Origin of the sequence: Stenotrophomonas maltophilia (genome assembly GCF_025642255.1) — a bacterium.
Classification (GTDB): domain Bacteria; phylum Pseudomonadota; class Gammaproteobacteria; order Xanthomonadales; family Xanthomonadaceae; genus Stenotrophomonas; species Stenotrophomonas maltophilia_P.
In genome coordinates, this window is the sequence record NZ_CP106759.1 from 3,619,472 (window position 1) to 3,644,703 (window position 25,232).

Here is a 25,232-nt window from a genome sequence, read left to right on the forward strand (position 1 = left end):
TTTCCACTGCGATACGCCGCCAGGGACGGCGGCGGCAACAGGAGATCCCGATGCATCCGGATATCATCGGCTGGATGGCGACCCTTGTGCTGGTCGCCACCTTGCTCAGGCAGATGGTCAAGCAGTGGCGTTCGCCACATCCCGAGACACTGTCACGATGGTTGTTCGCAGGCCAGATCGTGGCCTCGGCGCTGTTCACCCTCTACAGCCTGATGCTGGGCAGCAGCGTCTTCGTGGTGACCAATCTGCTTCTGTTGGCGACGGCTCTGCTTGGGCAGGTGTTGGCGCGGCATCGCCAGAGGCAGGCCCCCCTCCCTCCCCCCTGTTGATCACCGCTGGCGGATACCGGCCGGCCCGGGATCGCCGAACAGGACCTGATCGCGGGGACAGAAAAAGCTGCGTCGCCGGGTTCTGCCCAGATACTGCTTGCTGACGGGGCCGCCACATCGCGGACAGCTGCGTTTGGCATGCACCTGCCAGTGCTTCTTGAGCTCGTGACGACGCTTCCATTCCAGGAACTCGTAGCTGTAGGTCCTGGCTTCGCGGATCAGTGAACCCAGCCTGCGCGGCGGCAGGTCACCCACACGCGTGGCCGGGTGTACGCCGATCCGGAACAGCACTTCGTTCTTGATGATGTTGCCAACGCCGGCAAAAACGTTCTGGTCCAGCAGTGCGTCGCACACCAGGACGTCAGGCATCGCTTTCAGGCGGCGGCGCGCGAGCCGGGGGTCCCACGCATCGCTCATCACATCGGTGCGCCAGTCGTAAGCTTCTTCCAACGGGCCGTCGATGAGTTTGACCGAACAGGCATAGAGGTTCAGTTCGCCGGCATCGAACCTCAGCGATACGCGCGGAGGCGAAGGCTTGCGCTCATCGATGCGCCAGCTGCCGAACAGCATCAGATGGATCCGCAGGGTATGCGTGCCGAACTCCAGCAGGAAGTGCTTCCCCCAACTGCGCACGGATCGCACGCGCTGCCCTGCAAGCATGGACAGGTCAATCCGGCTGTTGCCCCCGACATGTCGCAGTATCTGGCCGGTGAACATCTCGGCGGCCTCGCGCAGCAGCACGATGGAAGGGCCTTCAGGCATGGCCGTGTTCTCCGAGCAGTGCCTGCAATCGCAGTGCATTGCTGACCGCATGGCCCTGCGCCGTGTTGTCCAGGATCATCCAGGCGCAATGGCCGGCACGCGCGCGGTCCCTGAGCAGCCCGGCCAGCCGTGCCAGTGTGGTCTCGTCATAAGCGCTGCGATAGATATCCGGCTGGCCGTGCCATCGCCAATAGCTCCAGCCGCGGGCCCCGCCCGGCTCGCCCGCCTGCGCGACCCGCGCCGGGTCCGCCGCCACGCGCGCGATGTCATGGACCGCCAGCAGCGCATCCACCTCGGCACTGAACCAGGACGGATGTCGAGGCTCACACGCCACCGGCCTGCGCGTGCGCCGACGCAGATCGTGCAGAAACGGTTCGACGTGCTGCGGCTCGTACGCCAGGCTGGGAGGCAACTGCAACAGCAGCGCACCCAACCGGCTGCCGAGTTCTTCCACCGCAGCCAGGAACGGGTCGAGCAGCGGGCCGGCACCGCGCAGCCGCTGCTCGTGCGAGATGGAACGCGGCATCTTCACCGTGAAGCGGAAATCGTCCGGAACGGAAGCGGCCCAGCGCCGATAGGTCTGGGGCAGGTGCGGGCGATAGAACGAGGAGTTGATCTCGACCAGGGAAAGGCGCGTGGCGTAGCGCTGCAGCAGACTGTCGCCTCCACCGAAGCTGGAGCGATCCGCCGCCGACAGGGACCATCCTGCGCAACCGATGCGTATCCGCGTTCCGGCAGCGTGCTGCCCCACCCCAACGCTCATGACCCGTCCCCGCCAGAAAGCGCGGCCTGCATCATCGGTCCGCCCTGACCGGTTCGCAGCAGAGGCGCCGTCAACAGCTGCAGCCTGTCCAGCGCGCTGGTCGGGATTCCGCTGATGGCCGTGCTGCGCACGAACCCGGTCCAGTCGGACAGCGCCACCCTCCCGAGTTCCGTGTGCTCCACCTGCAGCCAGCCCATCCGCCAGTGCGAGAACTGGCGGCGACCGATGCGACCGCGGTTGAGCTCGACCACACTGTGATGGCTGCCGCTGTCGAGGATGCGCCGCCACGCGGCGTCCACGCCCTGCTGTGGCCCCTCCAGATACTGCAGGAAGCGATGGCCATCGAACAGAAGCACGCCGGTGATGTCCGCTGCTTCATTGAATGCCACCGCGTCGTCGACGAGACCGCGCAGGCGCTCCGCGCTCAATGAGGCAACGGCTTCGCTCGCATAGGCAATCGCACGCAGAGGCATGGGGGCACCGACGGTTGCAATAGGCTCTACCTTAGTCTTCGCCGCCGAAGGTCCAGTGACTTCGGCGTGGAGACTGCGTTCAAGTGTGGGGTCGACTCTGCACTCGAGGAGATGGCACGAGGTATACGGCAGCCCAACACGGGAGACATTCCAGGGCCGACCAGAACCGGAACCCGGGCAACAGCAATCGCGGTTTCGCTTCGTTGCAGTGGTGCTCCAGCCCCTCGCCCTGCCCGTTGCCGCCGATGCGCGCTCAGGCCTGCAGCACGGATGAGGGAGCCGCAGGCGGCATCGTGTACGTGCGCGCGGCAGCGGCCGGCCGACCCTCCGCAGCGGACAGCACCTGCATGACCCGATGCTCGGCTCGACGCTGCGTGACCTCCACGCCCACCACGTAGACGAAGCGGCCATCGAACTTGGCCTGTGCGCCGTCGAGGCCGTCTGCCAACAGCAGTGCCCGCTTCAGCGACTTCATCCAGGCGCGGGAGGGCACCCTGTCAAGTTCGACGACGACTGCCATGCCACCGCAGGCGAGCGGCATGCTTTCCACGCGCAGCACCTGGGGCGCAGACAGGGATCCGGAAGCGTTCATTGGGCGACTCCTCGTGCGGGGACGGCGGCAGTATCCACAGTGATCGCCAAGGCATCGTCAACGTTGCCGGCCCATCCGTGCACGCTGCCTGCACGGCACGCGCGGCTTCGCGTCGACACCACATCATCTCCGCATCGCCTTGATGGCCTGCGGCGGACACTGTCGTTCCCACGGCTCTATAGACCTACCTCATGCCTCGCACGACCGGCCAGCCTCCCTGCAATCTGCTTCTGGTGGAGGACCAGTTCGATCTGGCGGCACTCATGGAACAGGCACTTGAGGACAGTGGCGACCACGTCACCCATGCCTACAGCGTGTTTGATGCCCTCGGCCTGCTGGACCGTCAACGGTTCGATGGCGCGGTGCTGGATGTGGAACTGCGCGATGGCGTGGTGTTTCCGGTAGCCGACCGCCTGGCCGAACTGAAGATTCCCTACCTGTTCGTCTCCGCGGTGTACGACCAGCTGGTACCTGCACGCCACCGGCGTGCCCCCTTCGTCGCCAAGCCGTTCCACATCGAGGGCCTGCAACGCGCTGTCCGTCAGACGCTCTGCAGCGATACGGCGGCGGGAGGCCAGCGCCGTGGATGTTCGCTGCGCTGAACACCGTCGAGCCGCCCATCGTCGAGCGATCCATGGCATGGCTGCTGGAACGCGAGCAGCCCTGGTATGCGCGATGGCACCTACGACACGCTCTTCGCACTGATGAATCCAGCCTAGCGCAGGCACGGAATGCAATGTAGGCCGCCGCCGGCAGACGCCGGCGGTGGCTTCAGCGCGCGCTGCGCCGGCAGGCCGCCTGCACCAGCATCAACTGCGCGACCAGGATCAGCATCGCGCATCCCGACAGCAACCACGGGTCGATGTACCACTGCGCGTTGAAGCTGAAGCTGCCTGAGGAAATCCGCTTCCAGCCGTTGAAGTGCTGCATCGCCGCCACCACGAACGCGAAGCCTCCCGCGGAGAAGGAGAGCCAGGGCACGACGATGCCGCCGGGCCGCGCGAACAGGGTCAGCACCCCCAGCACGCCGATGACCGTGCGCTGCACACGGCAATAGGGACAGACGTAGGCCAGCCCGCTCCACTCCACCGACCACGCCAGCAGGCTCACCAGCACAGCCACGGCGCCTGCGATGTACAGGGTCTTCGCTGGAATCGTCATGCCGCCATCGTCTGCCATCCTATGCCTCCTTCGTCTCCGGACCCGCGCAGGGTAGCGTGAAACGCGCCGTATGACCCCACCCCGCAGCCCTGTGCGCGGAATGCTCTCAACGCGGGCTTCACCGGCTCTGGAGTCCGATCGGCCCATCTCCTGTGCCCTCGCGCACGGCCACCCTGCCTGTCTCCGCCTGAGGATATCGACGTGAACCACTCATCGCCTCCCCTTGCCATCCTCGTTGCACGCGTACTGCTGATGCTGCTGTTCCTGGTCTCCGGCCTTGGCAAACTCGGCAACCTGGCCGGCACACAGAGCTACATGGAGACGATGGGCGTGCCCGGCATCCTGCTGTGGCCAACCATCGCGTTCGAGATCATTACCGGCCTGTGCATCCTGCTGGGCTTCCAGACCCGTCTGGTCGCCGCGGTCCTGGCCGCCTTCAGCCTGGTGACCGCCTTCATCTTCCATCACCAGTTCAACGATCCCACCCAGCAGATCATGTTCCTGAAGAACATGGGCATCGCCGGTGGCTTCATTCTGCTGGCCTGCACCGGCGCCGGCCGCTACAGCATCGATGGTCGCCGGCGTCGCGGATGAGGGCAGCCTCGTCCATCTGAGGCTGACGGGGGTGGCGGCGTGTCGTTTTTCACCGCTCCCCCGCCTTCGCGATCTGCGCCGGCGCCCGACACCGCGCCAGTTGCGGGCCCCTGCCTTGCCTGCATCGGCGGGCCTGTGATTACGTGGTGCTCCAGATCGGCAACGCGCAAGGTCCTGCATGAGCGACACGGTGGATACCTTCTGCCCCTGGATCATCGGCCGTCCCTGCCTGCCGGTCGGCGAATGGGCGGACTGGTCACAGGTGCTGGTGGCAGTGGTGATCGGCTTCGCTGCCATCTATGTGCCCTGGCAGATGTCCCGCGCGCAGACCCAGCGCCGCATCACCACCTCGCTGACACTGTGCGGCATCACCCTCTTCCAGTTCCTGCAGGCGGCGAAGCTGGCCACGGATCGATCCGGCGACACACAGCTGTATCGCTACCACCGCACCTGCGGCATGGACATGCTCAACTCGCTGCGTCAGATTCCAACGCACGAGCTGATCGACTGGGATGTGATCCACGCACGTATCCATCTGGAGATGCGCTGCGTGCAGCTGATCGAGTACGCCGACAACTGGCATATCGAGCAGGAGGGCTTCGCGCGCCTGCCCGACAGTACGCTGGAGGAGCTGGCGCACCGCATCGGCCTGCTCCATGCAAGCCTGGATGAGGTGCGCGGCCTGCTGTTGCGCAGGCGGATGTTCTGGCCATGGCTCTCGCGCCGGGTCGTTGCCTTCGAGCGGCTGCCGACAGCGCCCGGGCCGGTCAGCCGGAGCGCATCAGCGATCCAATAGGGGTGGCCGACGCCAAGCCCGTTGATCACACGGTGGGGACCGTACCCCCATCGATCCGATACTCCGTCCCTGCGATCGACGCGGAGCGCGGGGAGGCCAGGAAAGCGATCAGGTCGGCCACCTCCTGTGGCTTGGCAGGTCGACCCACCGGAATCCCGCCCAGCCAATCCATCACGATCTTCCTGCCACCTTCGTAATCCGTTCCGGCCTCTGCGGCCATCCTCGCCGCGAACGCCACGGACGCCTCGGTCTCGATCCAGCCCGGCGCAACGCTCAGTACGCGCACTCCCTTAGGTGTCACCTCTCTGGCAAGCGACTTGCTGTACGTGGTGAGAGCGCCCTTTGCCGCAGCGTACGCAGTGGTGGACTCCGGCAGCGGCAGCACGCGCTGGATCGAGCTGACATGGATCACCACACCCGAACCCTGGTGCAGCATCGCAGGCAGCAGTGCACGGTCCAGGCGCACCGCGGACATGAGATTCAGGTTCAGCTCGGCGAACCAGTGCGCATCGCTAATGGCAGCGAAGCCACCACCGGGCGTGTTCGAGCCTCCGAGCACATTGATCACGATGTCCACACCTCCCCACTGCCGGAGGACGGCCTGCGCAAGGTGATCCGTGCCTTCCGCGGTCGACAGGTCGGCAGCGACGTAGGTGACGCCCTCGCGCGTCTGGGTGGGAACGGTACGCGCGGACGTCGTCACGCGCGCTCCGGCCTCCGCCAGGGTTTTCACAACGGCAGCCCCCAGTCCCAGCGTTCCTCCTGTGACCACTGCCCTCAGGTCCTTCAGTTGAAGGTCGAAGTTCATGCCGTGATCTCCAGCGATGCGATCCGGCCACGCTCCAGTCGAAAGCGGTACGTCAGAACCGTCGGGCTGCCGGGAAAGTCACCAGTGACGTCGGCCTGCACCCTGTGGATGTCGTCCTGCCGCTCGATGGCAAACGGCACACTCGTCGCGTGGTACCGGGCCGTTGCCTCGGCCATGAACGCCTTGATGGCATCGATGCCCACGTAGGTATGTCCGTCGTCCTTCATCACCGCGTGTGCCGTGAAGCACTGCGTCAAGGCGTCCGGGTTCTGCTCTGCCGCGAAGTACGCCGCAATGGGCTCGGGAAGGGTCAAGGCGCTCACGTTTCTGTCTCCTCGGGTGGATGGCCCGTAGGATGCTCACCCAGGCTAATTTATTGAATATCCTAGAATCCGGATGGGCTCTTTAGAAACGAGTACATAATGCGCGGATCCGACTTTGCTGAACTCAGGGCCTTTGTTGCCGTCGTGGAGCGTCAGAGTTTTGCGCGAGCCGCAGAGCATCTTGGCCTGTCGCCTTCGGCGCTGAGCCAGACGATCCGCCAGCTCGAAGGTCGCATCGGCGCCCGCCTTCTGAATCGCACCACGCGCAGCGTCGCACCCTCGGCAACGGGCGAACTGCTCTACAGGCGCATCGCCCCGCTGTTCCGGGAGATGGCTGCTGCAGTGGCGGATGCCGGTGAGGCGACGGGGCGGATGAGCGGCACGCTGCGCATCAACACGCTGGGCATCGCGGCAAGGACGGTCATCGCCCCACGGCTTGCGCGCTTCCATCGCGCGCATCCTGATGTCGTGCTCGACATCGTGGTCGACGATGCGCTGGCCGATATCGTCCGGGGCCGCTTTGATGCAGGCATCCGCGTCGGCGGCCAGCTGGAAAAGGACATGGTGGCCGTCCGCCTCACTCCCGACATGAAGATGATGGCGGTGGCATCGCCCGACTACCTCTCACGTCGAGGCACCCCCACCTCGCCGGCCGAGCTGCACGAGCACGCGTGCATCAACTGGCGACTCGAGATGGATGGCAGGCACTATCGCTGGGAGTTCGAGAAGCAGGGGCATCGGCTCGATGTAGCCGTCGATGGCCCTGTCATCACCAATCACGCTGACGTCGGCATTGCTGCTGCGCTGGGTGGGCTCGGCATTGCCTATCACTTCGAGCAGGACGGCGTAGGCGAACTGCTGGCCCAGGGGCGGCTGGTCAGGGTCCTGTCGGACTGGTCGATCTCACGCCCCGGGCTGTTCCTCTACTACCCGAGCCGGCAGCATCGACCCGCCCTGCTGGGCGCCTTCATCGACTGTCTTCTGGATCAAGGGCCATTCGATGAAGGGAAGCAGACAGAGGTGCGGTTGCGCTGAGGATGGGGTGGGCCCACCCGCAAACGAACTGAAACGGTTCTGGATATCCGATCCACGTCGAGGCGACGGTCCGCTTCGCGCTGCAGGATCGGCCATGACGGGATCCGGCCGCCGCGCACGATGACGCACGCCCGGCGGCCTTCGCTTCAGGCCTTCGATGACGCCGGGGATTTCCGGCGACGCGCCTTGGGCACCATCTTCGTCGGTGGCGGGAGGCGTTCCACCTTGCCGGGGCGCACCGCATTTTCGTCGCCATGCAGCGTCAGCAGCGACTCCATGAGATGCTCATCGCTGCTGGAGCAGACCCCAAGCAGCACCACCTCGTCACAGCCCTCGGCCGCGATGTAGGCGTGGCCCATGTTGGAATCGATGTAGACCGACTGCCCGGCCTCGAGCACGACCGGATCGTAGAATTCGGTATGCACTTCCATGCGGCCTTCGAGTACGTGGATGTACTCCTCGCCGGAGTGGTGTACCAGGGCACCGAATTCCTCGATGGTTTTCGCCCGCACACGGGTCAGTACCGGGATCATGCGCTTGCGGCGCAGCTCCGGGCAGAGATAGAAATAGTCATAGTTTGGCGTGGTGACCCGGATCGCGTCCTCAATGCGGCCGATGCTGCGGCGCGCGGTCACCGACGGCTCTACGGCATCGGCATCCTCGGCGAACAGCTCGGACATCCGCAACTGCAGCCGCTGCGCGAGCTGCAGGAGCTTGTCATAGCTGAGGGTCAGGCGATCGTGCTCGACCTTGGACAAGGTGGACAGCGGAATGCCGGAGTGTTCGCTCATCTGCTTGAGCGTCCAACCCTTGCGAGCGCGCAGCGACCGCAGCAGTCCGCCAATGGTGGGGTGTTGTGACGTCATTCTTGCGGTATCTCCTGGAACACCAGTACTTCTGCTGGAACCTCCCAGCCCGGGCCATGATCACCCTCGGGGATGTCCTTTGGAAAGAGCAGTTCCCTGCCCAGGCACCCTGGCCCGGGACTTTCGGCACGGGTTGACAATTCTCTGATTAGGATCATTATCGCCAAATCAGGATATATCCGCCACCGTGCGACGTGCCAGACGCACAGGAGGCCGTCCAGTCGCTTCAGTTCGGAGAGCGTTCGATGCGTAAGATCCCTGTCCTCCTGTGCAGCGCGGTGCTGACCATGGTCGCTGCGCTGCCGCTGCAGGCCCAGCAGGCCATCGCTCCGCCCGTATCGGTGCCGCCGACAACGGCGCCCGTACCCACCGCGCCCTCCTTGCTGCCGGCCGCAGAGAACACGCCTTCCGCGCCGTCAGCAGGCGCGCCGGTACTGACCCGCGAAGACGCCGAGGCCTGGCTGGACGGCATCATGCCCTATGCACTGGCCAACGGCGACATCGCCGGCGCCGTCGTGGTGGTGGTGAAGGATGGGCGGATCCTGGTGCAGAAAGGCTACGGATACGCCGACCTGGAGAAGCGCGCACCGGTTGATCCGGAAAGCACGCTGTTCCGCCCCGGCTCTGTCTCCAAGCTGTTCACCTGGACGGCGGTGATGCAACTGGTCAGCCAGGGCAAGCTGGACCTGGACGCCGACATCAACACCTATCTTGATTTCAAGATACCGCAGCGTGACGGCAAGCCCATCACGCTGCGGCACGTGATGACCCATACCACCGGAATGGAAGAGCAGATCCGCGGGCTGATCACCTCCCGCCTGGACGAGGTGGTACCGCTCGGTGATGCACTCAAGAACTGGACACCCGAGCGCATCTACGCACCGGGCACCACACCGGCCTATTCGAACTACGCCACGGCACTGGCCGGCTACATCGTCGAGCGCGCCTCGGGCCAGCCGTTCTACGACTACATCGACGCGCAGATCTTCAAACCGCTGGGCATGAAACACTCCAGTTTCCGCCAGCCATTGCCGGCAACGCTGCTGTCCGGCATGTCCAAGGGATATGAGCGCGCATCGTCCGGCGAGGCCAAGGAGTATGAATTCATCAGCCTGGCGCCCGCCGGCAGCCTGGCCGCCACGGGATCGGACATGGGCCGTTTCATGATCGCCCACCTGCAGGACGGTGCTTTTGGTGATGCGCGCATCCTCGATGCCGCCACTGCACAGCAGATGCACTCCACCGGTCAGGCGTCGATCGGACCGCTGAACCGGATGATGCTGGGTTTCTACGAGACCTCGGTCAATGGCCACCGTGCCATTTCGCATGGTGGCGATACCCAGTGGTTCCATAGTGACCTGCAGCTGTTCCTGGACGATGGCATCGGCCTGTTCGTGTCGATGAACAGCGCCGGGCGCGACGGGGCAACCGGACACATCCGCACTGCGCTGTCGCGCGGCTTCGCCGACCGTTACCTGCCCGGCAAGCCGGCCGCACCACAGGGCGTGTCGAAGGAGGAGGCCCTCCTGCACGCTTCACAGATGGCAGGCACGTACGTAAGCAGCCGCCGTGCGGACAGCAGCTTCGTGTCGCTTTCCAATCTTCTGGGACCAGTAAAGGTCATCGCCAACGACGATGGCTCCCTTACCGTGAGCGCGGCGATCGGCTACGGTGGCGCGCCGAAGAAGTGGCGCGAGATCGCACCATACGTCTGGCAGGACACCACCAGCACCGATCGCCTGGCGGCAGACGTGGTGGAAGGAAAGGTCACGCGCTTCACCCTGGAACCGTACGCACCGATCATGGTTTTCCAGCGCCTGTCGAGCTGGCACGCCGCCTACCTGCCGCTGCTGATCGCCAGCCTGATCGTCGTGCTGCTGACCGTGGTCGCCTGGCCGGTGTCGGCACTGGTCCGTCGTTATTATGGCGTGCCCTACCGGCTGAGCGGCGTGGACGCACGCGCCCATCGCCTGGTGCGGATCGGTGCGCTGCTCTCGCTGCTGGCCACGAGCGCCGCGCTGGCGCTCGTGGCGAGCATGCTGAGCGCCCTGGAAATGACCTCGCCAAGAAGCGACGTCATGATCAATGTGACGCGCCTGTTCGCCACCGTTGCCCTGCCCGTCGGCGCAGCGTTCGCGGTCTGGAATGCCTGGCATGTCCTGCGCAGTCAGCGCAGATGGTTGGCCAAGCTGTGGGCCGTGCTGCTGGCACTGGCCTGCCTGTTCCTGCTGTGGCTCGGCTTCGCGCAGCATGTCATCGGATTCGGCGCGAACTACTGATGCCACCGGCCGGCGGGGCCTCCGCCGGCCGCCCCCCTCCTTCCTTCTGCACGAGGCAGTGGTGGCCCTTCGACTTGAGCTGCACAACGAACCGTTGCCGATGTCGGCACCGTTCCGCATCGCCGGACATGTCTTCGAGGCAATGCCCGCCACCGTGGCGACCCTGTACGACGCGGACTTCATCGGCCGCGGCGAGGCTGCCGGCGTCTACTACAACGACGACCAGCCGGACACGATGAAAGCCACGCTGGAAGCACTGCGTCCACGCATCGAAGCCGGCATCGACCGCGATGTGCTGCGCCAGCTGCTGCCCGCAGGTGGCGCGCGCAATGCATTGGATGCCGCGCTGTGGGAACTGGAGGCACAGCGCAGCGGGCTGCCGGTATGGCAGCTGGCCGGCCTGGATGGTGTGCGCCCGCTGTTGACGACCTTCACGGTGGGCGCTGATACACCGGAGGTCATGGCCGAGCGCGCAGCCGCCTATGCGCAGGCACGCGCGCTGAAACTCAAACTGACAGGCGACCCCGAACTGGACACAGCTCGCGTGCGCGCCGTACGCGCACGCTGTCCGACGCCGTGGATCGGGGTGGACGCCAACCAGGGCTACACCGCGGCCACGCTGCCGTTGCTGCTGCCGGCACTGGTCCAGGCGCACATCTCGCTGCTGGAACAGCCCTGTCGGCGCGGGCACGAATCCGACCTGGACGGCATCGAACGCCCACTGCCCTTCGCCGCCGATGAAAGCATCCTTGACCTGGCCGAACTGGAAGCGTTGCACCATCGTTTCAACGTCATCAACATCAAACTCGACAAATGTGGCGGGCTGACCGAAGGCCTGATGATGGCCCGTCGCGCGCGTGAGCTGGGCAAGCAGGTGATGGTCGGGAACATGTGCGGGACCAGCCTCGCGGCGGCACCGGCCTTCGTGCTCGGGCAGTTCTGCGACATCGTCGATCTGGACGGCCCCACCTTCCTGGTGAAGGATCGCACGCCTTCGGTACGTTACGTGGATGGTTTCATCGATTGCGGCGACGAGGTATGGGGGCCGCGGACCCACCCATGAGCATGCCGGCCGATCTCCATGGCAAGACCTGGTTCGGCCAGCCGCGCGGACTGACGATCCTGTTCCTGACCAACATGTGGGAGCTGTTCTCCTACTATGGCATGCGCACGATGCTGGTCTATTACATGACCAAGCAGCTGCTCTTCGCACAGGAAAAAGCATCTTTCGTCTACGGCCTGTACACGGCGATGGCGTACTTCACGCCGATCATCGGCGGGATCATCGCTGATCGTCATCTCGGCAAGCGCAACGCGGTCATCCTGGGCGGCAGCATCATGGCCTTCGGCCATTTCCTGATGGCGTTCGATTCAATGTTCTACCCCGCGCTGGCGACGATCGCGCTGGGTAATGGCCTGTTCCTGCCCAGTCTACCCAGCCAGATCAACGACCTGTACGCCAGCGACGATCCCCGCCGTGGGCGGGCCTACAACGTCTATTATGTCGGCCTCAACATCGGTGGCCTGCTGGCCCCGCTGGTGTGCGGCACCCTGGGCGAACTGTACGGTTGGCATTATGGCTTCGGCGCCGCCGGCATCGGCATGTTCATCGGGCTGCTGATCTACGTGGCCGGTCGCCGTTACCTGCCACCGGAGCCACCCCGCCGCACGCGGGTGATCACCGATGCCGGGCCCACCCGCAGCGACCCGCGGATCTGGTGGTTGCTGCTGGGCGTTGGACTGGCCGCGACGATTTTCCGTGGCGCCTACGAGCAGATCGGCAACACGCTGCCGTTGTGGATCGACAGCCGCGTTGACCGTGTGGTCGGAGGCTTCCTGGTACCGATGACGTGGTTCCAGTCGCTCAATCCGCTGCTGGTGATCGCGATCACCCCCGTACTGCTGGCCCAGTGGCGACGTCGTGCAGACCAGGGCCGTGAATCCTCCCCGGCCCGTCGCATGGCCATCGGTGCCTTGATCGTCGCCGTCGCCTACGTGCTGCTTGCCGGGCTCGCTGCGGGTGCCGGCCAGATGCTGGTCAACGGACTCTGGCTGGTGGCCTTCTTCATGATCCTGACGCTGGGTGAGCTGTACATCCTGCCGACCGGGCTGGGGCTGTTCGCCCGGCTCGCGCCACCGCGCCTGGGCGCGACCACCGTTGCCTCCTGGTTCCTCGCCGTCTTCAGCGGCAGCCTGCTGGCGGGACTGGTGGGCACGCTGTGGTCGAGGACCAGCCACGCCGGCTTCTTCCTGCTGCTTGCCGGGCTGGCCGCGGTTGCCGCGCTGATCCTGTGGCGGCTGGATCGGCCGATACGTTCGTTGTCATCATGATGGAGAAAGCACCATGCCGCGATTCACGCCGACCCTGCTCGCCTTCACCCTCGCCCTCGCCGCCTGTACCACGGCCCGCAGCGCCGATGCGCTCCCGCGCTACGACCTGGTAATCCGCAACGGCGTGGTCTACGACGGCAGCGGCAGTTCGCCCCAGCGCGTGGACGTGGCAGTGCGGGATGGTCGCATCGTGGAGCTGTTGCCCGCCGGCAAGGCGGCGCTCGCCGGGAAGGAGATCGACGCCGGCGGCAAGGCAGTCGCCCCGGGTTTCATCAACGTGCTGAGCTGGGCGACGGAGTCGCTCATCGTTGATGGACGCGGTGTCAGTGATACCAAGCAGGGGGTGACGCTGGAGATCTTCGGCGAAGGCTGGTCGATGGGACCGGTCAACGAACGCATGAAGGCCGATGCCCTCAAGCAGCAGGCCGATATCCGATACGACATCCCCTGGACCACCCTCGGTGGCTACCTGGAACATCTGCAGCAGCGGGGCGTCACACCCAATGTCGCGTCGTTCATCGGCACTGCGACGGTCCGCATCCATGAGCTCGGCGAGGACGACGTCAAGCCAACCCCCGAGCAGCTTTCCCGCATGCAGGACGTGGTTCGCCAGGCGATGCGCGAAGGAGCGCTGGGCGTAGGCAGTTCGTTGATCTACCCGCCGGGCAGGTTCGCCGAAACCGACGAACTGATCGCGCTGGCCAAGGCCGCTGCCGAATCCGGTGGCGGATACATCTCCCATATGCGCAGCGAAGCCGATCGCCTGCTCGAAGGCATCGATGAGGTCGTGGCCATCGCACGTGCAACCGGCCAGCATGCCGAGATCTACCACCTGAAGGCAGCCGGCGAGAAGAACTGGCCGAAGATGCAGCAGGCGATCGATCGCATCGAGGCAGCGCGCAAGGAAGGACTCAAGCTGAGTGCGGACATGTACGTCTACACCGCAGGCGGGACATGGCTTGCGGCGAGCATGCCACCGTGGCTGCAGGCCGGTGGCCACGACGCGATGATCCGGCGGCTCAAGGATCCCGCCAAGCGCGCGCGGCTGATCGCCGAAATGCGCGATCCGAACGTGCCCTGGGAAAACCTGCGCATGCTCGCCGGATCGGATGAACGATTGGTTCCAATCGAATTCAAGAGCGAAGCACTGAAGCCCCTGGCCGGAAAGTCACTGGCAGCGATCGCGCGTGAACGCGGGACATCCGTTGAAGAAACAGCGATGGACCTGATCGTCGAGGACGACCACCGCATCGGCACCGCCTACTTCCTGATGAGCGAGGACAACATCGAGCTGGGGTTGAAGCAGCCGTGGGTGAGCCTGGGTTCGGATGCCGAGTCCGCCGCGCCGGAAGGTGTTTTCCTGAAATCCAGCACGCATCCGCGCGCCTACGGCAACGTGGCGCGTTTCCTCGGCCACTACGTCCGCGACCGCAAGCTGATGCCGCTGGAAGAGGGCATCCACCGACTTACCGGCCTGCCGGCCAGCAACTGGAAGCTGACTGATCGGGGTTGCCTGCGCGCGGGCTGTCATGCCGACATCGTGATCTTCGATCCCGGCACCATCACCGATCACGCGACCTACGAAAAACCCCAGCAGTACTCGACCGGCGTCAGCGATGTCTTCGTCAACGGCGTACAGGTGCTGCGCGAAGGCGAGCATACCGGCGCCACGCCGGGCCAGGTGGTCCGAGGGCCGGGCTGGACGCCAGCCACGCGCTGACCGCTTCACACATGATTTTTCTGAATGTATTGACAATTCTCCGATTAGGATCATTATCCCGGATCAGGACAGATCGCGTGCGAAGGGCGACATGTCGACGCCAGACCATCACTGATTCAACCTTGCCCGGGAGAGCAGGCATGACCCAGTTCCAGTCCGCACGGCCGTGGTACCGCACCCACCTTTCCCTTTCGATCGCTGGCGCGCTGGCCTGTTGCAGTGCTTCGGCACTCGCACAGGACGGCACGAACGCGGCGAATGCAGGTGCCCAGCGCACCGATGCCCAGCAGCTCGATACCGTGGTGGTCACTGCCAACAAGCGCGAAGAGAATGTGCGTGAAGTGGGCGCCTCGATCAGCGTGATCGGTGAACGCCAGTTGGAAAACACCGGCGCGGTCTCGCTGTCAGACTATGCCGCCTATATTCCCGGCCTGCAGGTGCAGAACGACGGCACCCCTGGCCTGACCCGCGTGTCCCTGCGCGGCATCTCCGCGCTGTCGTCCGGCGCGACGGTGGCCACCTACATCGACGACGTGCCCGTCGGCTCCAGCGGGATCTACCAGGGCGCCAGTGCGCTGATGCTCGACCTGATGCCCTACGACATCAGCCGCGTCGAAGTACTGCGCGGTCCGCAGGGCACCCTGTACGGCGCAGGCGCCATTGGTGGCCTGCTGAAGTACGTGACCCGCGCGCCGGAAGTAGTGGGTGAAGAAACCCGTGTGGGTTTCGGCCTGCGCTCCGTGCAGGGCGGCGGCCAAGCCTGGAACGCGCGCCTGGGCGCCAGCCTGCCGCTGAAGGACGAGCGGCTCGGCCTGCGCATGAGCTTCGCCCGCAACGGTCTTGCCGGCTTCACCGACAACGTCATCGACGGCCGCAAGGACATCAACGCCGGCGACCAGATCGGTGCCCGTACTGCGCTGGCCTGGGATGGTGATGCATTCGATCTCGGACTGTCGGTGCTGCACCAGCGTATCCGCAGTGATGATCGCGCCGGTGTGGCGCTCGATCCGGAAACACTGACGCCGCTGTTCGGCGAACAGAAGGACACCGTCTGGCAGCCGCGTCCCTTCTCCAAGGACCTGACGCTGGTGTCGCTGAGCATGGACTGGGACCTGGGCTGGGGCAATCTCGTATCGGCAACCGGCTGGTCGCAGACCAAGACCATGGACCAGATCGACGCGACGACACAGTTCGGTGAAGTGGCCGACCTGTTGCTGGGCCTGCCCGCGCCGGGAAGTTCCAGCCTGCGCTACGGTTACGACATGGACAAGATCACCCAGGAGTTCCGCCTGCTGTCCAAGGATGGTGGAACATTCGAATGGATGGTCGGTGGCTTCTACACCAAGGAAGACAGCAAGCAGGATCAGGTGGCCAGTCTCGCCGAGCGGGATGGCACGCCGCTGCCGCCGCCCTACGATGCGCAGTTCGGCACCCTGGCGGTCATTGGCCTGCCCAGCACCTACAAGGAATACGCGGTGTTCGCCAATGGCTCCTGGCGCATCAGCGATCGCTTCAAGCTGGACCTCGGCGTCCGCCAGGCGCGCAATGACCAGTGGTACAGCCAGCGGGTATCGGAAGGCATCCTCGCACCGATCGGTGTAACCACCGGAACCTCCAGCGAGAATGTGTTCACCTGGAGCGTGAGCCCGCAGTTCAAGCTCTCCGACGACATCATGCTGTATGCCCGCGTCGCCACCGGGTACCAGCCCGGTGGCCCCAACGTGGCGATGGTCGGCATTCCGCCGCAGGTGGATTCGTCGATGCTCGACAGCTATGAGGTCGGTATCAAATCGCAGTTCGCCGATCGCCGCGTCACGTTCGATCTTTCCGTCTTCCGCATCGACTGGGACGACATCCAGGTTTCCTCTTCGTTCAACGGCATCAGCGGCCTGGTCAATGGCGGCCAGGCCACCAGCGAAGGCGTTGAGCTTTCTTCGCAGTTCAGTGTCACCGATGCATTGACGCTCGGGCTCAACGGTGCCTACACCAACTCACGGCTGAAGAACGATTTTGACCCTACCGTGATTCCGCAGGATGGGTTTGATTTCATCCAGTGGACCGGCCTGGCCGACGATCGCATGCCGTATTCCCCGCGACTGTCCTGGACGGCGACCGCCGAATACGCGTTTTCCACCGCCAACGGCTACAACGGCCAGATCGGCGGCGCGTTCCGCTGGACCGGTGAACGCTTCAATGGCACCACCGAACGGCAGCGCTTCACTGCCCCCGGTGATCCAGATACCCAGGTGATGCCGGACGTCATCACCTCGCCGCTGAAGCTCGGCAGTAACCATTCCCTCGACCTGTATGCCGGCATCGGCCGTGGCAGCTGGGAACTGCGTGCTTACGTCAACAACGTGACCGGGGAGGACGGCTGGCTGACGCTGGCACGCGTCGCCGGTGCGCTGTCGCGGGTCAACTCGCACGTGGCCGCAGTCCCCGTACAACCGCGGACGTACGGCATGGAGCTGGACTTCCGGTTCTGAGCCTGGCCTGCATCGCTTCACTGCCGCCGTTCATCCTCCCACCCCCTTCGGGACCCGCGCATGCAGACCGCCGTTTCGAGCTTGCACGAAGCCGCAGCGCTTCCGCAGCCCTACCTGTTGTTCCTCGGCGACACCCGGGAGCCGAACTATGCGAAGACCGCCTACGGCCTTCGCGACTGGGCACGCGAGCGCTGCGTGGGTGAGTTCGCGTGCGAGGATGTCGGCGTCAGCGCCGGCCTGCCCTTTCTCACCCCCGAGCATGCCCGCATGGCGGGCGCCCGGGCGATGGTGATCGGCGTCGCCAACCCCGGCGGACATATCCCCAACGCGTGGATTCCGTTGCTGTTGCAGGCACTGGAAGCCGGCCTGGACCTGATCGGCGGCATGCACATGCGGCTGTCGGACATCGATACCCTTCGCAACGCGGCACGCGCGCTCGGCCGTAGGCTGATCGATGTCCGTGAGCCACCACGCAACCTGCCCATCGCCAGCGGCATCCGTCGCACGGGCAAACGCCTGCTCACTGTCGGCACCGATTGCGCGCTCGGCAAGAAATACACGGCGCTCACGCTGGCCCGCGCGTTCCAGGCCCGCGGGGTTGATGCGGATTTCCGCGCCAGTGGTCAGACGGGCATCCTGATCGCCGGCGCCGGCATTCCGATGGACGCGGTCATCGCGGATTTCGCCGCCGGCGCAGCTGAAATGCTGTCTCCCGATGCGGACCCCTGCCATTGGGACGTGATCGAAGGCCAGGGATCGCTCTCACATCCCGCCTACGCCGGCGTATCACTGGCCCTGCTGCATGGCAGCCAGCCGGACGTGGTGGTGGTCTGCCACGAGCATGGACGCGACCATGTGCTGGGCTATCCCCACTATGCGCTCCCCTCGCTGGAAGACACGGTCGAGCTGGCCCTGACCCTGGGATCGCGCACCAACCCGGACATCCGTTGCGCCGGCATCAGCCTCAATACCGCGAAACTGGAGGCGGACGCCGCGTACCGCGCCATCAATGCGCTTTCCGACCGCCTCGGCATGCCCGTGGCCGATCCCGTGCGGGGTGGGGAATCATTCGATGCCCTGGTAAGCGCCTGCCTGGCCAAGCAGGCAGAATGAGCCGATGACCAACGCCGCGACGCGATTCCAACGTTGGATACTTCCCGGTCTTGCCTTCAAGGCCGCGGTGATCGGCGGCGGATACGCGACGGGCCGCGAGTTGGCGGAATACTTCATTCCCAGCGGCCCCCAGGGCGGCATGCTGGCGATCCTGGTAGCGATGGCCTGCTGGAGCCTCGTCTGCGCACTGACCTTCGCGCTGGCGCACGCCACCCGCAGTTTCGACTACCGCAGCTTCTTTGAAATGCTGCTGGGGCCGTTCGCTTTCCTGTTCGAGCTGGCGTACGGCATCTTCATGGTGCTCATCCTGGCGGTGTTCGGAGCAGCGGCAGGGGAAATCTTTTCGGCGTTGCTGGGTTGGCCGACACTGGCCGGCACGCTGCTGCTGATGGTGACCATCGGATTCTTCGTCACCTTCGGCAACGATACCGTGGAGGCCCTGTTCAAATGGGTCTCCGTACTGCTGTATGGCACCTATGCCGCCTTCCTGGTGCTGGTGCTGGCCCGCTTCGGCGATGCGGCGTTCACCACGCTGTCGGAGCCGCAACCGACCACCGGCTGGCTCCAGGGCGGCTTGACCTACGCGGGTTACAACATCGTCGGCGCGGTGATCATACTGCCGCTGGCCAGGCACTTCCTCAGCCGTCGCGATGCCGTGGTGGCCGGCGTGCTGTCCGGCCCGCTGGCGATGCTCCCGGGGCTGTTCTTCTTCCTGTGCATGCTGGCGTGGTATCCGCAGATCGGAACCGTCGCGCTGCCTTCGGACTTCATCCTGCGCCAGTTGAACCTGCCGGTATTCCATGTGCTGTTCCAGCTGATGATCTTCAGCGCTCTGCTGGAAAGCGGAACGGCCGTCGTGCATGCCTGCAACGAACGCATCGCCCGTACGTTCGCAGGAGGTGATGGTGCGGGACTGGGCAAGCCCGCACGGTCGATGATCGCCGGCGTTCTGCTGGTCGGCTCCATTTTCATCGCTGATCGCGTGGGCCTCGTGGCGCTGATCGCGCAGGGCTACCGGGGACTGGCCTATATGTTCCTGTGCCTCTACATCCTGCCGCTGCTGACCGTTGGCAGCTGGCGCCTGTTGCAACGTGCTGCGCGCCGCACGGCGCCTACCGCCCATTCCTGATCGGAGATCGCGCATGACCCGCACGTCCAGAACATGGAAGACAATGATCTCCTGCGCGCTTTTCTGCGTGGCGGCACTGGCCCACGCACAGTCCTCGCTGCCGGCGGACTTTGATGCCCGTGTTCTGCAGGCGATGAAATCCCGCGAGGTACCGGGCATGGCGATCTCCATCGTCAAGGACGGGCAGATCGTGCAGGCCCGGGGATATGGCGTACGCCGCCTGGGAGGCAGCGAGCCGGTCGATGGCGATACGATCTTTCCCACCGGCTCGACCGGCAAGGCCGTTACCGCCGCCGCGCTGGCGATTCTGGTGGATGAGGGCAAGCTGGGATGGGACGACAAGGTGATCGACCACCTGCCCGACTTCCGCATGTACGACCCGTGGGTCACCCGCGAAATGACCGTGGCGGACCTGCTGCTGCACCGCAGTGGCCTGGGACTGGGCGCAGGCGACCTCCTGTTCATTCCGCGCACGTCCCGCACGCGCATGGAGATCGTGAGAGCACTGCGCCATCTCAAGCCCGCCACCAGTTTCCGCAGTGGGTATGCGTACGACAACATCCTGTACATCGTGGCCGGTGAACTGATAAGCCAGGTCAGCGGGCAGTCCTGGGAAACCTTCGTGGCCAACCGGATCTTCAAGCCGTTGGGCATGACAACCGCCGTCAGCGACGAGGCCAACCGGTTCGCCACTGCCAATCGGGTACAACCGCATGCACGCCTGGACGCACGGCTGCGCGGCCTGGGAAAACAGCAGATGCTGCCTGAGCGGGAAGGTCTGGGCCAGGTGGGCGCTCCCGCCGGCGGCCTGTCGTGGAGCGCAAAGGATTTTGCCCGCTGGATGCTGGTGCAGTTGGGTCAGGGCGCGCTGCCCGATGGTGGCACGCGCCTGTACAGCGAGGCCTCCGCACGCGCGATGTGGACACCGCAGGTGCCGACCCCCATCAGCCCCTATCCGGCTCCGATCAGCGACATCACCCCGCAGTTTTCCGGCTACAGCTACGGGTGGTACGTGCAGGACTATCGCGGTGTGAAGGTGATACAGCACGGCGGCGCGGTGTTCGGTGTGATCACGTTCGTCGTGCTGGTACCCGACCGGAAACTCGGTATCGCCCTGCAGATGAACGCCGAGGACGTGGACGTGCTCCGTGGCCTCGGTTACGAGCTGATGGATCATTATCTGGGCTTTGAGCGGCGCGATTGGGTGGGCGCTTTTTCGAGCTGGTACCAGGATCGCCTGACCGGCGGATTGAAGGCACTCAAAGACATGGCGCCGATCGCACGCACCGCTTCGCGTCCATCGCTGCCGGCACGCGGCTACGTGGGTCGCTACGCGGATGCGTGGTATGGCGAAGCGACCGTCGCCGAACAGGGGGGAACGCTCCGCATGGATTTCACCCGCACCCCCAACATGGTGGGTACGCTGCGGCATTGGCAGTACGACACGTTCCGCGTCGACTGGGATGACACGGCGCTCGAACCCGCGTTCGTGACCTTTGCGTTGAACGCGGAAGGACACGTGGCGAACATCACGATGAAAGCGGCGTCACCGCTTGCGGACTTCAGTTACGACTACCAGGACCTCAGGTTCGAGCCGGCCGGGAGATAGGTTTCCTGGCCGCTCCAGGGGCGGGGGCGGTTGCTGCCCTGCGCTCTCACCGGGTCCTTCACGTTGATCCAGGCCACGGCCGGCAACTGGCTGAACTGACTACTACACTGTTGAAGCCCTCTCGCTATTGCGTCACAGTTCGTCACTTCCTATGGAGCTGCCGCATGCACGGAACGACTCAACACCTCAGGATCGCAGCAGCCGGAATCACCCTTATGCTGCTGGCAGCCTGCACCTCTGTTGGCGACATGCGCAGTACCGGACCTGTAGCCACTTTTTCGTCCAATCAGGATCCCTTAGCCGCTGCCACTTGTGTCCGTGACGCATGGGGAGAGGTGAGCATTGGAGGATCACGATGGCAGTATGTGCTTGAGCCCCGTTCCGATGGCTACTCCGTGTCGAACTCCAATGGCGGCGTCCCGGCGGAGTTTGTTGAGGTCGCCCCTCGAACTGGAGGGGGAAGCGATATCAGGTTCTACAGCAAATTCCTGAAGCGCCGACAGGCTCGATACATCGAGGCCGTCACCCAATGTGGTGTCCGCTCACAGTAATCCCAGTTCTTGGTCCTCGCGAAGATCACCCCTTTTGCCGGGATGACTGCCATGCGCTGATTCAACTTGCATGTACTTCGGCCTCCAGCTTGGTCTCGGCCGAAGTTCTGCGTGGCCACAGCGCTGCCTTGATTCGCGCCAGTTCCTCGGCCCCGGCCTCGCCGAGATTCAGCCCAGCTACACTGGGCGCCGACGCAGCGCGCCTCAGTGATTCTGTATAGCTGCGAGGGCCGGGAGGTCGATCGGTTGTCTTGGGGGCTGTTGCCGTTCTGGGCCAGAGCCAAGGCAATGCAGGGCTCATCCAACGGATCCAGGGGAAAGACCTTCCTTCGTCCGCTTGGCGAGCAACTCCATTCCAATTTACCAGCACTATCGGACATCCCCGGACTTCACTGGACGTCAATGTGGTGGGCCCACCAGGATTCGAACCTGGAACCAAAGGATTATGAGTCCTCTGCTCTAACCGTTGAGCTATAGGCCCGTGCAACGTGAAAGTGTAGTTGAGTCAGGCCCTCTCTCGCCACCGACCGGCCGCAGAAGCGTGCCTCAGCCGAAACGATTCCCCATGGCCCGGACCCGAGCCGCATTCTGTCCGGCCACTCCCAGCAGCACCTTGGAGCGCAGCAGGCCAGACGCTGCAACCCGCTCCCAGAAATCTACCGCGAGCGGAGCTGCCCATTGCAGGTGATCCAACTGGCCTGCGCGCCGTGGTGCGACCGGGGGAAGCGGCGTTGTCGCCCGCAGAACGCCCGTTCGCGAGGGGGCCAGGGACATCGGCAGCATGTCGTAGGCAGGGGCAAGCGGCAACGCCCCCCCCGATCCAGCAGATGGAAGCCGACGTTGCGCTGATGCATATCGGTATTGCCGATCAATTGCCCAAAGGCGTGCAGCCGCGACAGGACGGTTGCGGTCTCCTGATGGATCCACCGCTGCGCCAGCAACTGCTCACCCGCCTGCCCCCAATCCATGGTTACGTCACCCACATACGCCGAGGACAGGGTCAACAGCGACACAAATCCACGCCGTCCCAGTGTGCCCGGCAAGCGGTCAAACCGCTTCACCTCCAGGAAGGTGTGGCTGTTGGTCTGGATGAGCGACGATTCTGCTGCAGATACACCCGCCTCGCGCAGAACCTCAAGCGCCAGATGCTCGCAGGCCAACAGGTCTGCCCACCGCTCGGCAGCCTCCCCCGCGCCCGGCAGGGCGAACTTCACCAGCGCGGCATAGCGGCCGCCATCGTGCTCGACCGTCGCGGTGAACTTGGGCTGTTCGCCGCCGGGCGAGGAGCCGACGTCTTCGCCTTCCAGCGCAGCAGTTGCCCATTCGGGATAGCGCTGCTTCCGATCCTCGCTGCGCACGCGGTCCGGCGGTGTGTCCATCGTCGCAAGAGCAGACGCAACCGCGTCCGCGCCCAGCAGCAGCTCGCCGACACCGGTACCACCTGCGCGCGGCCCAGCCGCACGACCGCGCCTCCCGCGTCGGCGACCAACCGCCCCAGGGTCGCGCGAGTGATCCCAAGGCCCGCCAGAAGATCGCCCGCCGGCACCGAATTAATTTACGAAAAAAGAAAACCCCGCCGAAGCGGGGTTTTCCAGTTCACGACACAACCGCTGGAATCAATCGATATCCAGGAAGCTGCGCAGCTGTTCCGAGCGGCTCGGGTGACGCAGCTTGCGCAGCGCCTTTGCTTCGATCTGGCGGATGCGCTCGCGGGTCACGTCGAACTGCTTGCCGACCTCTTCCAGCGTGTGGTCGGTGTTCATGTCGATGCCGAAGCGCATGCGCAGCACCTTGGCTTCCCTCGGGGTGAGGCCGGCCAGCACGTCACGCACGGTTTCAGACAGATTGATGTTGGTGGTGTTCTCGATCGGGGACTCCACATTGGTGTCCTCGATGAAGTCGCCCAGATGGGAATCCTCGTCGTCGCCGATCGGGGTTTCCATCGAGATCGGCTCCTTGGCGATCTTCATCACCTTGCGGATCTTGTCTTCCGGCATGTCCATTTCCTTGGCCAGCTCCTCCGGCGTGGCCTCGCGGCCGTACTGCTGGAGCATCTGGCGGGAAATGCGGTTCAACTTGTTGATCGTCTCGATCATGTGCACCGGAATACGGATGGTGCGCGCCTGGTCGGCGATCGAGCGGGTGATGGCCTGGCGGATCCACCAGGTCGCATACGTGGAGAACTTGTAGCCGCGGCGGTACTCGAACTTGTCCACGGCCTTCATCAGGCCGATGTTGCCTTCCTGGATCAGGTCGAGGAACTGCAGGCCGCGGTTGGTGTACTTCTTGGCGATCGAGATCACCAGGCGCAGGTTGGCCTCGACCATTTCCTTCTTGGCCTTGCGCGCCTTGGCTTCACCGTAGGCCATGGCACGGCTGATTTCCTTCAGCTCTTCCAGGTCCAGCTGGGTCAGCTTCTCGATGTCGATCGTGGCCTGCTGTTCGGCAATGATCTGGTCCTTCACCTCACGCAGCGCCGACGACCACTTCTGCTTGCGCTTCAGTGCGTCTTCCACCCACTCCAGGTTGGTCTGGTTGCCTTCCCAGGAGCGGATGAAATCCTTGCGCGGCATGCGCGCGGTGACGGTGGCCAGGTTCAGCACGCGGCGCTCATGGCTCTTGATCTCGGCCATGGTGTCGCGCAGCTGCTTGGTCAGCACGTCGGTCAGCGGCAGCGGCAGCTTCAGGGTGACGAACACGGCCGACATCTCTTCGCGCAGGCGCGGCAGATTCTTCTTGTCGCCCTTGCCGGCGGCCTTCTTGAAGGCATTGAAGGCATCGCTCAGCGCCTGCATGCGCGCAGCGACTTCCTCCGGGTCCGGACCGGTCGGTGCGGCTTCCTCATCGGCGCCGTCGACATCATCGTCCTCGTCCTCGTCGGCTTCGGCGTCGGCATCGTCGCTGTCATCGGCGGCGGCCGCCGGCGGAGCCGGCTCTTCGTCGGTCAGGTCGTTGAAGCCGACGATCACTTCGGCCAGGCGCTTCTTGCCTTCCTTGTGGGCTTCGTAATCGGACAGCAGCGATTCGACCGACACCGGGAACTGGCCCAGTGCGGCCTGTACCTGGCCCAGGCCTTCTTCGATGCGCTTGGCGATGGCGATTTCGCCTTCGCGGGTCAGCAGCTCGACAGTACCCATTTCGCGCATGTACATGCGCACCGGGTCGGTGGTACGGCCACCTTCGGTGTCGAGCGCGCTCAGCGCGGCAGCGGCTTCTTCGGCCGCGGTGTCGTCGACTTCGCGGTTGCCGGTGTTGCCGTCGTTGAGGAGGAGAGTCTCCACATCCGGCGCAACTTCATGGACATCAATGCCCATGCCGTTGATCATGCCGATGATGTCTTCGATCTGTTCCGGGTCGACCATGTCGTCCGGCAGATGGTCATTGACTTCGGCGTAGGTCAGGTAGCCCTGTTCCAGGCCCTTGCTGATCAGTTGCTTGATTTCGGATTGGGCAGGACGTTCGTTGGCCATGTAGTGCTCGCGCCACCGGCTGGGTAGGAAATAGGGAACGTA

23 protein-coding genes, 1 tRNA gene and 1 pseudogene are annotated in these 25,232 nt (G+C 64.6%); 14 read left to right on the forward strand and 11 right to left on the reverse strand.

What is annotated here, in order from left to right; all coding sequences use genetic code 11:
- Positions 1-50 precede the first annotated feature (50 nt).
- Positions 51-329: a hypothetical protein gene (locus tag N8888_RS16505; RefSeq protein ID WP_111186229.1), complete on the forward strand. Its 279-nt coding sequence runs from the start codon at positions 51-53 to the stop codon at positions 327-329.
- Here the strand turns inward: N8888_RS16505 and N8888_RS16510 are convergent, their stop codons facing one another.
- The 4 genes from N8888_RS16510 to N8888_RS16525 all read right to left on the reverse strand — a co-directional run bounded on the left by N8888_RS16510 (position 330) and on the right by N8888_RS16525 (position 2,919).
- Positions 330-1,091, reverse strand: a complete 762-nt coding sequence (locus tag N8888_RS16510) for a DNA-formamidopyrimidine glycosylase family protein (protein WP_197572099.1) — start codon at positions 1,089-1,091, stop codon at positions 330-332.
- Complete coding sequence (locus N8888_RS16515; protein ID WP_263175932.1) at positions 1,084-1,854, reverse strand: DUF72 domain-containing protein; 771 nt, start codon at positions 1,852-1,854, stop codon at positions 1,084-1,086. The genes N8888_RS16510 and N8888_RS16515 overlap by 8 nt, the downstream gene beginning before the upstream one ends.
- Positions 1,851-2,327 carry a BLUF domain-containing protein gene (locus N8888_RS16520; protein ID WP_263175934.1) on the reverse strand — a complete coding sequence of 159 codons (477 nt, stop codon included), beginning with the start codon at positions 2,325-2,327 and terminating at the stop codon, positions 1,851-1,853. The genes N8888_RS16515 and N8888_RS16520 overlap by 4 nt, the downstream gene beginning before the upstream one ends.
- A 253-nt stretch (positions 2,328-2,580) precedes the next feature.
- Positions 2,581-2,919, reverse strand: coding sequence for a hypothetical protein (locus tag N8888_RS16525; protein ID WP_227255307.1), 339 nt, complete (start codon positions 2,917-2,919; stop codon positions 2,581-2,583).
- Positions 2,920-3,110: 191 nt separating this feature from the next.
- Between N8888_RS16525 and N8888_RS16530 the strand changes: the two genes are divergently transcribed.
- Both N8888_RS16530 and N8888_RS16535 read left to right on the forward strand, forming a co-directional pair.
- Positions 3,111-3,521, forward strand: coding sequence for a response regulator (locus N8888_RS16530; protein ID WP_262218948.1), 411 nt, complete (start codon positions 3,111-3,113; stop codon positions 3,519-3,521).
- Positions 3,491-3,595: pseudogene (locus N8888_RS16535) on the forward strand (glutathione S-transferase family protein); the annotation flags it as partial. The gene N8888_RS16530 and the pseudogene N8888_RS16535, both read left to right, overlap by 31 nt.
- Positions 3,596-3,690: 95 nt before the next feature.
- On the opposite strand, the gene N8888_RS16540 reads toward N8888_RS16535, so the two are convergent.
- Entirely contained in the window at positions 3,691-4,098 is a 408-nt protein-coding gene (locus N8888_RS16540) for a hypothetical protein (RefSeq protein WP_065174466.1), read from the reverse strand.
- Positions 4,099-4,332: 234 nt separating this feature from the next.
- Between N8888_RS16540 and N8888_RS16545 the strand changes: the two genes are divergently transcribed.
- Both N8888_RS16545 and N8888_RS16550 read left to right on the forward strand, forming a co-directional pair.
- Positions 4,333-4,674, forward strand: a complete 342-nt coding sequence (locus tag N8888_RS16545) for a DoxX family protein (RefSeq protein WP_219631776.1) — start codon at positions 4,333-4,335, stop codon at positions 4,672-4,674.
- Between the two features lie 178 nt (positions 4,675-4,852).
- Entirely contained in the window at positions 4,853-5,470 is a 618-nt protein-coding gene (locus N8888_RS16550) for a hypothetical protein (protein ID WP_111186239.1), read from the forward strand.
- Between the two features lie 25 nt (positions 5,471-5,495).
- On the opposite strand, the gene N8888_RS16555 is transcribed toward N8888_RS16550, so the two are convergent.
- Together N8888_RS16555 and N8888_RS16560 are read right to left on the reverse strand one after the other, a co-directional pair.
- Positions 5,496-6,278 carry an SDR family oxidoreductase gene (locus N8888_RS16555; protein ID WP_263175937.1) on the reverse strand — a complete coding sequence of 261 codons (783 nt, stop codon included), beginning with the start codon at positions 6,276-6,278 and terminating at the stop codon, positions 5,496-5,498.
- Positions 6,275-6,601, reverse strand: a complete 327-nt coding sequence (locus tag N8888_RS16560) for a nuclear transport factor 2 family protein (RefSeq protein WP_065174462.1) — start codon at positions 6,599-6,601, stop codon at positions 6,275-6,277. Before N8888_RS16560 ends, N8888_RS16555 begins: the two co-directional genes overlap by 4 nt.
- Before the next feature lie 99 nt (positions 6,602-6,700).
- Between N8888_RS16560 and N8888_RS16565 the strand changes: the two genes are divergently transcribed.
- Positions 6,701-7,636, forward strand: a complete 936-nt coding sequence (locus N8888_RS16565; RefSeq protein ID WP_065181598.1) for a LysR family transcriptional regulator — start codon at positions 6,701-6,703, stop codon at positions 7,634-7,636.
- A 146-nt stretch (positions 7,637-7,782) separates the two neighbouring features.
- Here N8888_RS16565 and N8888_RS16570 read toward each other — a convergent pair whose 3' ends face one another.
- A complete protein-coding gene (locus tag N8888_RS16570; protein WP_164151289.1) occupies positions 7,783-8,502 on the reverse strand; it encodes a helix-turn-helix domain-containing protein in 720 nt (239 codons plus the stop codon).
- A 245-nt stretch (positions 8,503-8,747) separates the two neighbouring features.
- Here N8888_RS16570 and N8888_RS16575 point away from each other — a divergent pair, with 245 nt between their 5' ends.
- From N8888_RS16575 to N8888_RS16610, 8 genes are all read left to right on the forward strand, one after another.
- Positions 8,748-10,781 carry a serine hydrolase domain-containing protein gene (locus N8888_RS16575; RefSeq protein WP_263175940.1) on the forward strand — a complete coding sequence of 678 codons (2,034 nt, stop codon included), beginning with the start codon at positions 8,748-8,750 and terminating at the stop codon, positions 10,779-10,781.
- A gap of 61 nt (positions 10,782-10,842) precedes the next feature.
- Positions 10,843-11,844 carry a dipeptide epimerase gene (locus N8888_RS16580; protein ID WP_263175942.1) on the forward strand — a complete coding sequence of 334 codons (1,002 nt, stop codon included), beginning with the start codon at positions 10,843-10,845 and terminating at the stop codon, positions 11,842-11,844.
- Entirely contained in the window at positions 11,841-13,112 is a 1,272-nt protein-coding gene (locus tag N8888_RS16585; protein WP_227255308.1) for a peptide MFS transporter, read from the forward strand. The genes N8888_RS16580 and N8888_RS16585 overlap by 4 nt, the downstream gene beginning before the upstream one ends.
- 13 nt (positions 13,113-13,125) lie before the next feature.
- Complete coding sequence (locus N8888_RS16590; protein ID WP_263175944.1) at positions 13,126-14,832, forward strand: N-acyl-D-amino-acid deacylase family protein; 1,707 nt, start codon at positions 13,126-13,128, stop codon at positions 14,830-14,832.
- Positions 14,833-14,972: 140 nt separating this feature from the next.
- The gene (locus N8888_RS16595; RefSeq protein ID WP_263175946.1) at positions 14,973-17,318 is read left to right on the forward strand and encodes a TonB-dependent receptor; all 2,346 of its coding nucleotides are present in this window, start codon (positions 14,973-14,975) and stop codon (positions 17,316-17,318) included.
- Positions 17,319-17,378: 60 nt separating this feature from the next.
- Positions 17,379-18,431, forward strand: coding sequence for an N-acetyltransferase DgcN family protein (locus tag N8888_RS16600; protein ID WP_180876539.1), 1,053 nt, complete (start codon positions 17,379-17,381; stop codon positions 18,429-18,431).
- A 4-nt stretch (positions 18,432-18,435) separates the two neighbouring features.
- Entirely contained in the window at positions 18,436-19,560 is a 1,125-nt protein-coding gene (locus N8888_RS16605; protein ID WP_263175948.1) for a YkvI family membrane protein, read from the forward strand.
- 13 nt (positions 19,561-19,573) lie between these two features.
- A complete protein-coding gene (locus N8888_RS16610; RefSeq protein WP_263175950.1) occupies positions 19,574-21,169 on the forward strand; it encodes a serine hydrolase in 1,596 nt (531 codons plus the stop codon).
- A gap of 956 nt (positions 21,170-22,125) precedes the next feature.
- Here N8888_RS16610 and N8888_RS16615 read toward each other — a convergent pair.
- The 3 genes from N8888_RS16615 to rpoD all read right to left on the reverse strand — a co-directional run bounded on the left by N8888_RS16615 (position 22,126) and on the right by rpoD (position 25,190).
- A tRNA-Ile gene (locus tag N8888_RS16615) sits at positions 22,126-22,201 on the reverse strand.
- Positions 22,202-22,376: 175 nt separating this feature from the next.
- Positions 22,377-23,099: a HipA domain-containing protein gene (locus N8888_RS16620; RefSeq protein WP_263175952.1), complete on the reverse strand. Its 723-nt coding sequence runs from the start codon at positions 23,097-23,099 to the stop codon at positions 22,377-22,379.
- Positions 23,100-23,336: 237 nt separating this feature from the next.
- A complete protein-coding gene (gene rpoD, locus N8888_RS16625) occupies positions 23,337-25,190 on the reverse strand; it encodes an RNA polymerase sigma factor RpoD (RefSeq protein ID WP_053517130.1) in 1,854 nt (617 codons plus the stop codon).
- Between the last annotated feature and the right edge of the window lie 42 nt (positions 25,191-25,232).

What these genes read in the sequence shown, in the direction of transcription:
- rpoD (WP_053517130.1), bottom strand. Translation starts at nt 25,190, where the DNA reads ATGGCCAACGAACGTCCTGCCCAATCCGAAATCAAGCAACTGATCAGC.
- N8888_RS16525 (WP_227255307.1), bottom strand. Translation starts at nt 2,919, where the DNA reads ATGAACGCTTCCGGATCCCTGTCTGCGCCCCAGGTGCTGCGCGTGGAA.
- N8888_RS16600 (WP_180876539.1), top strand. Translation starts at nt 17,379, where the DNA reads ATGCAGACCGCCGTTTCGAGCTTGCACGAAGCCGCAGCGCTTCCGCAG.
- N8888_RS16515 (WP_263175932.1), bottom strand. Translation starts at nt 1,854, where the DNA reads ATGAGCGTTGGGGTGGGGCAGCACGCTGCCGGAACGCGGATACGCATC.
- N8888_RS16595 (WP_263175946.1), top strand. Translation starts at nt 14,973, where the DNA reads ATGACCCAGTTCCAGTCCGCACGGCCGTGGTACCGCACCCACCTTTCC.
- N8888_RS16590 (WP_263175944.1), top strand. Translation starts at nt 13,126, where the DNA reads ATGCCGCGATTCACGCCGACCCTGCTCGCCTTCACCCTCGCCCTCGCC.
- N8888_RS16605 (WP_263175948.1), top strand. Translation starts at nt 18,436, where the DNA reads ATGACCAACGCCGCGACGCGATTCCAACGTTGGATACTTCCCGGTCTT.
- N8888_RS16610 (WP_263175950.1), top strand. Translation starts at nt 19,574, where the DNA reads ATGACCCGCACGTCCAGAACATGGAAGACAATGATCTCCTGCGCGCTT.
- N8888_RS16505 (WP_111186229.1), top strand. Translation starts at nt 51, where the DNA reads ATGCATCCGGATATCATCGGCTGGATGGCGACCCTTGTGCTGGTCGCC.
- N8888_RS16520 (WP_263175934.1), bottom strand. Translation starts at nt 2,327, where the DNA reads ATGCCTCTGCGTGCGATTGCCTATGCGAGCGAAGCCGTTGCCTCATTG.
- N8888_RS16510 (WP_197572099.1), bottom strand. Translation starts at nt 1,091, where the DNA reads ATGCCTGAAGGCCCTTCCATCGTGCTGCTGCGCGAGGCCGCCGAGATG.
- N8888_RS16620 (WP_263175952.1), bottom strand. Translation starts at nt 23,099, where the DNA reads ATGGACACACCGCCGGACCGCGTGCGCAGCGAGGATCGGAAGCAGCGC.
- N8888_RS16585 (WP_227255308.1), top strand. Translation starts at nt 11,841, where the DNA reads ATGAGCATGCCGGCCGATCTCCATGGCAAGACCTGGTTCGGCCAGCCG.
- N8888_RS16550 (WP_111186239.1), top strand. Translation starts at nt 4,853, where the DNA reads ATGAGCGACACGGTGGATACCTTCTGCCCCTGGATCATCGGCCGTCCC.
- N8888_RS16575 (WP_263175940.1), top strand. Translation starts at nt 8,748, where the DNA reads ATGCGTAAGATCCCTGTCCTCCTGTGCAGCGCGGTGCTGACCATGGTC.
- N8888_RS16530 (WP_262218948.1), top strand. Translation starts at nt 3,111, where the DNA reads ATGCCTCGCACGACCGGCCAGCCTCCCTGCAATCTGCTTCTGGTGGAG.
- N8888_RS16570 (WP_164151289.1), bottom strand. Translation starts at nt 8,502, where the DNA reads ATGACGTCACAACACCCCACCATTGGCGGACTGCTGCGGTCGCTGCGC.
- N8888_RS16545 (WP_219631776.1), top strand. Translation starts at nt 4,333, where the DNA reads ATGCTGCTGTTCCTGGTCTCCGGCCTTGGCAAACTCGGCAACCTGGCC.
- N8888_RS16555 (WP_263175937.1), bottom strand. Translation starts at nt 6,278, where the DNA reads ATGAACTTCGACCTTCAACTGAAGGACCTGAGGGCAGTGGTCACAGGA.
- N8888_RS16565 (WP_065181598.1), top strand. Translation starts at nt 6,701, where the DNA reads ATGCGCGGATCCGACTTTGCTGAACTCAGGGCCTTTGTTGCCGTCGTG.
- N8888_RS16540 (WP_065174466.1), bottom strand. Translation starts at nt 4,098, where the DNA reads ATGGCAGACGATGGCGGCATGACGATTCCAGCGAAGACCCTGTACATC.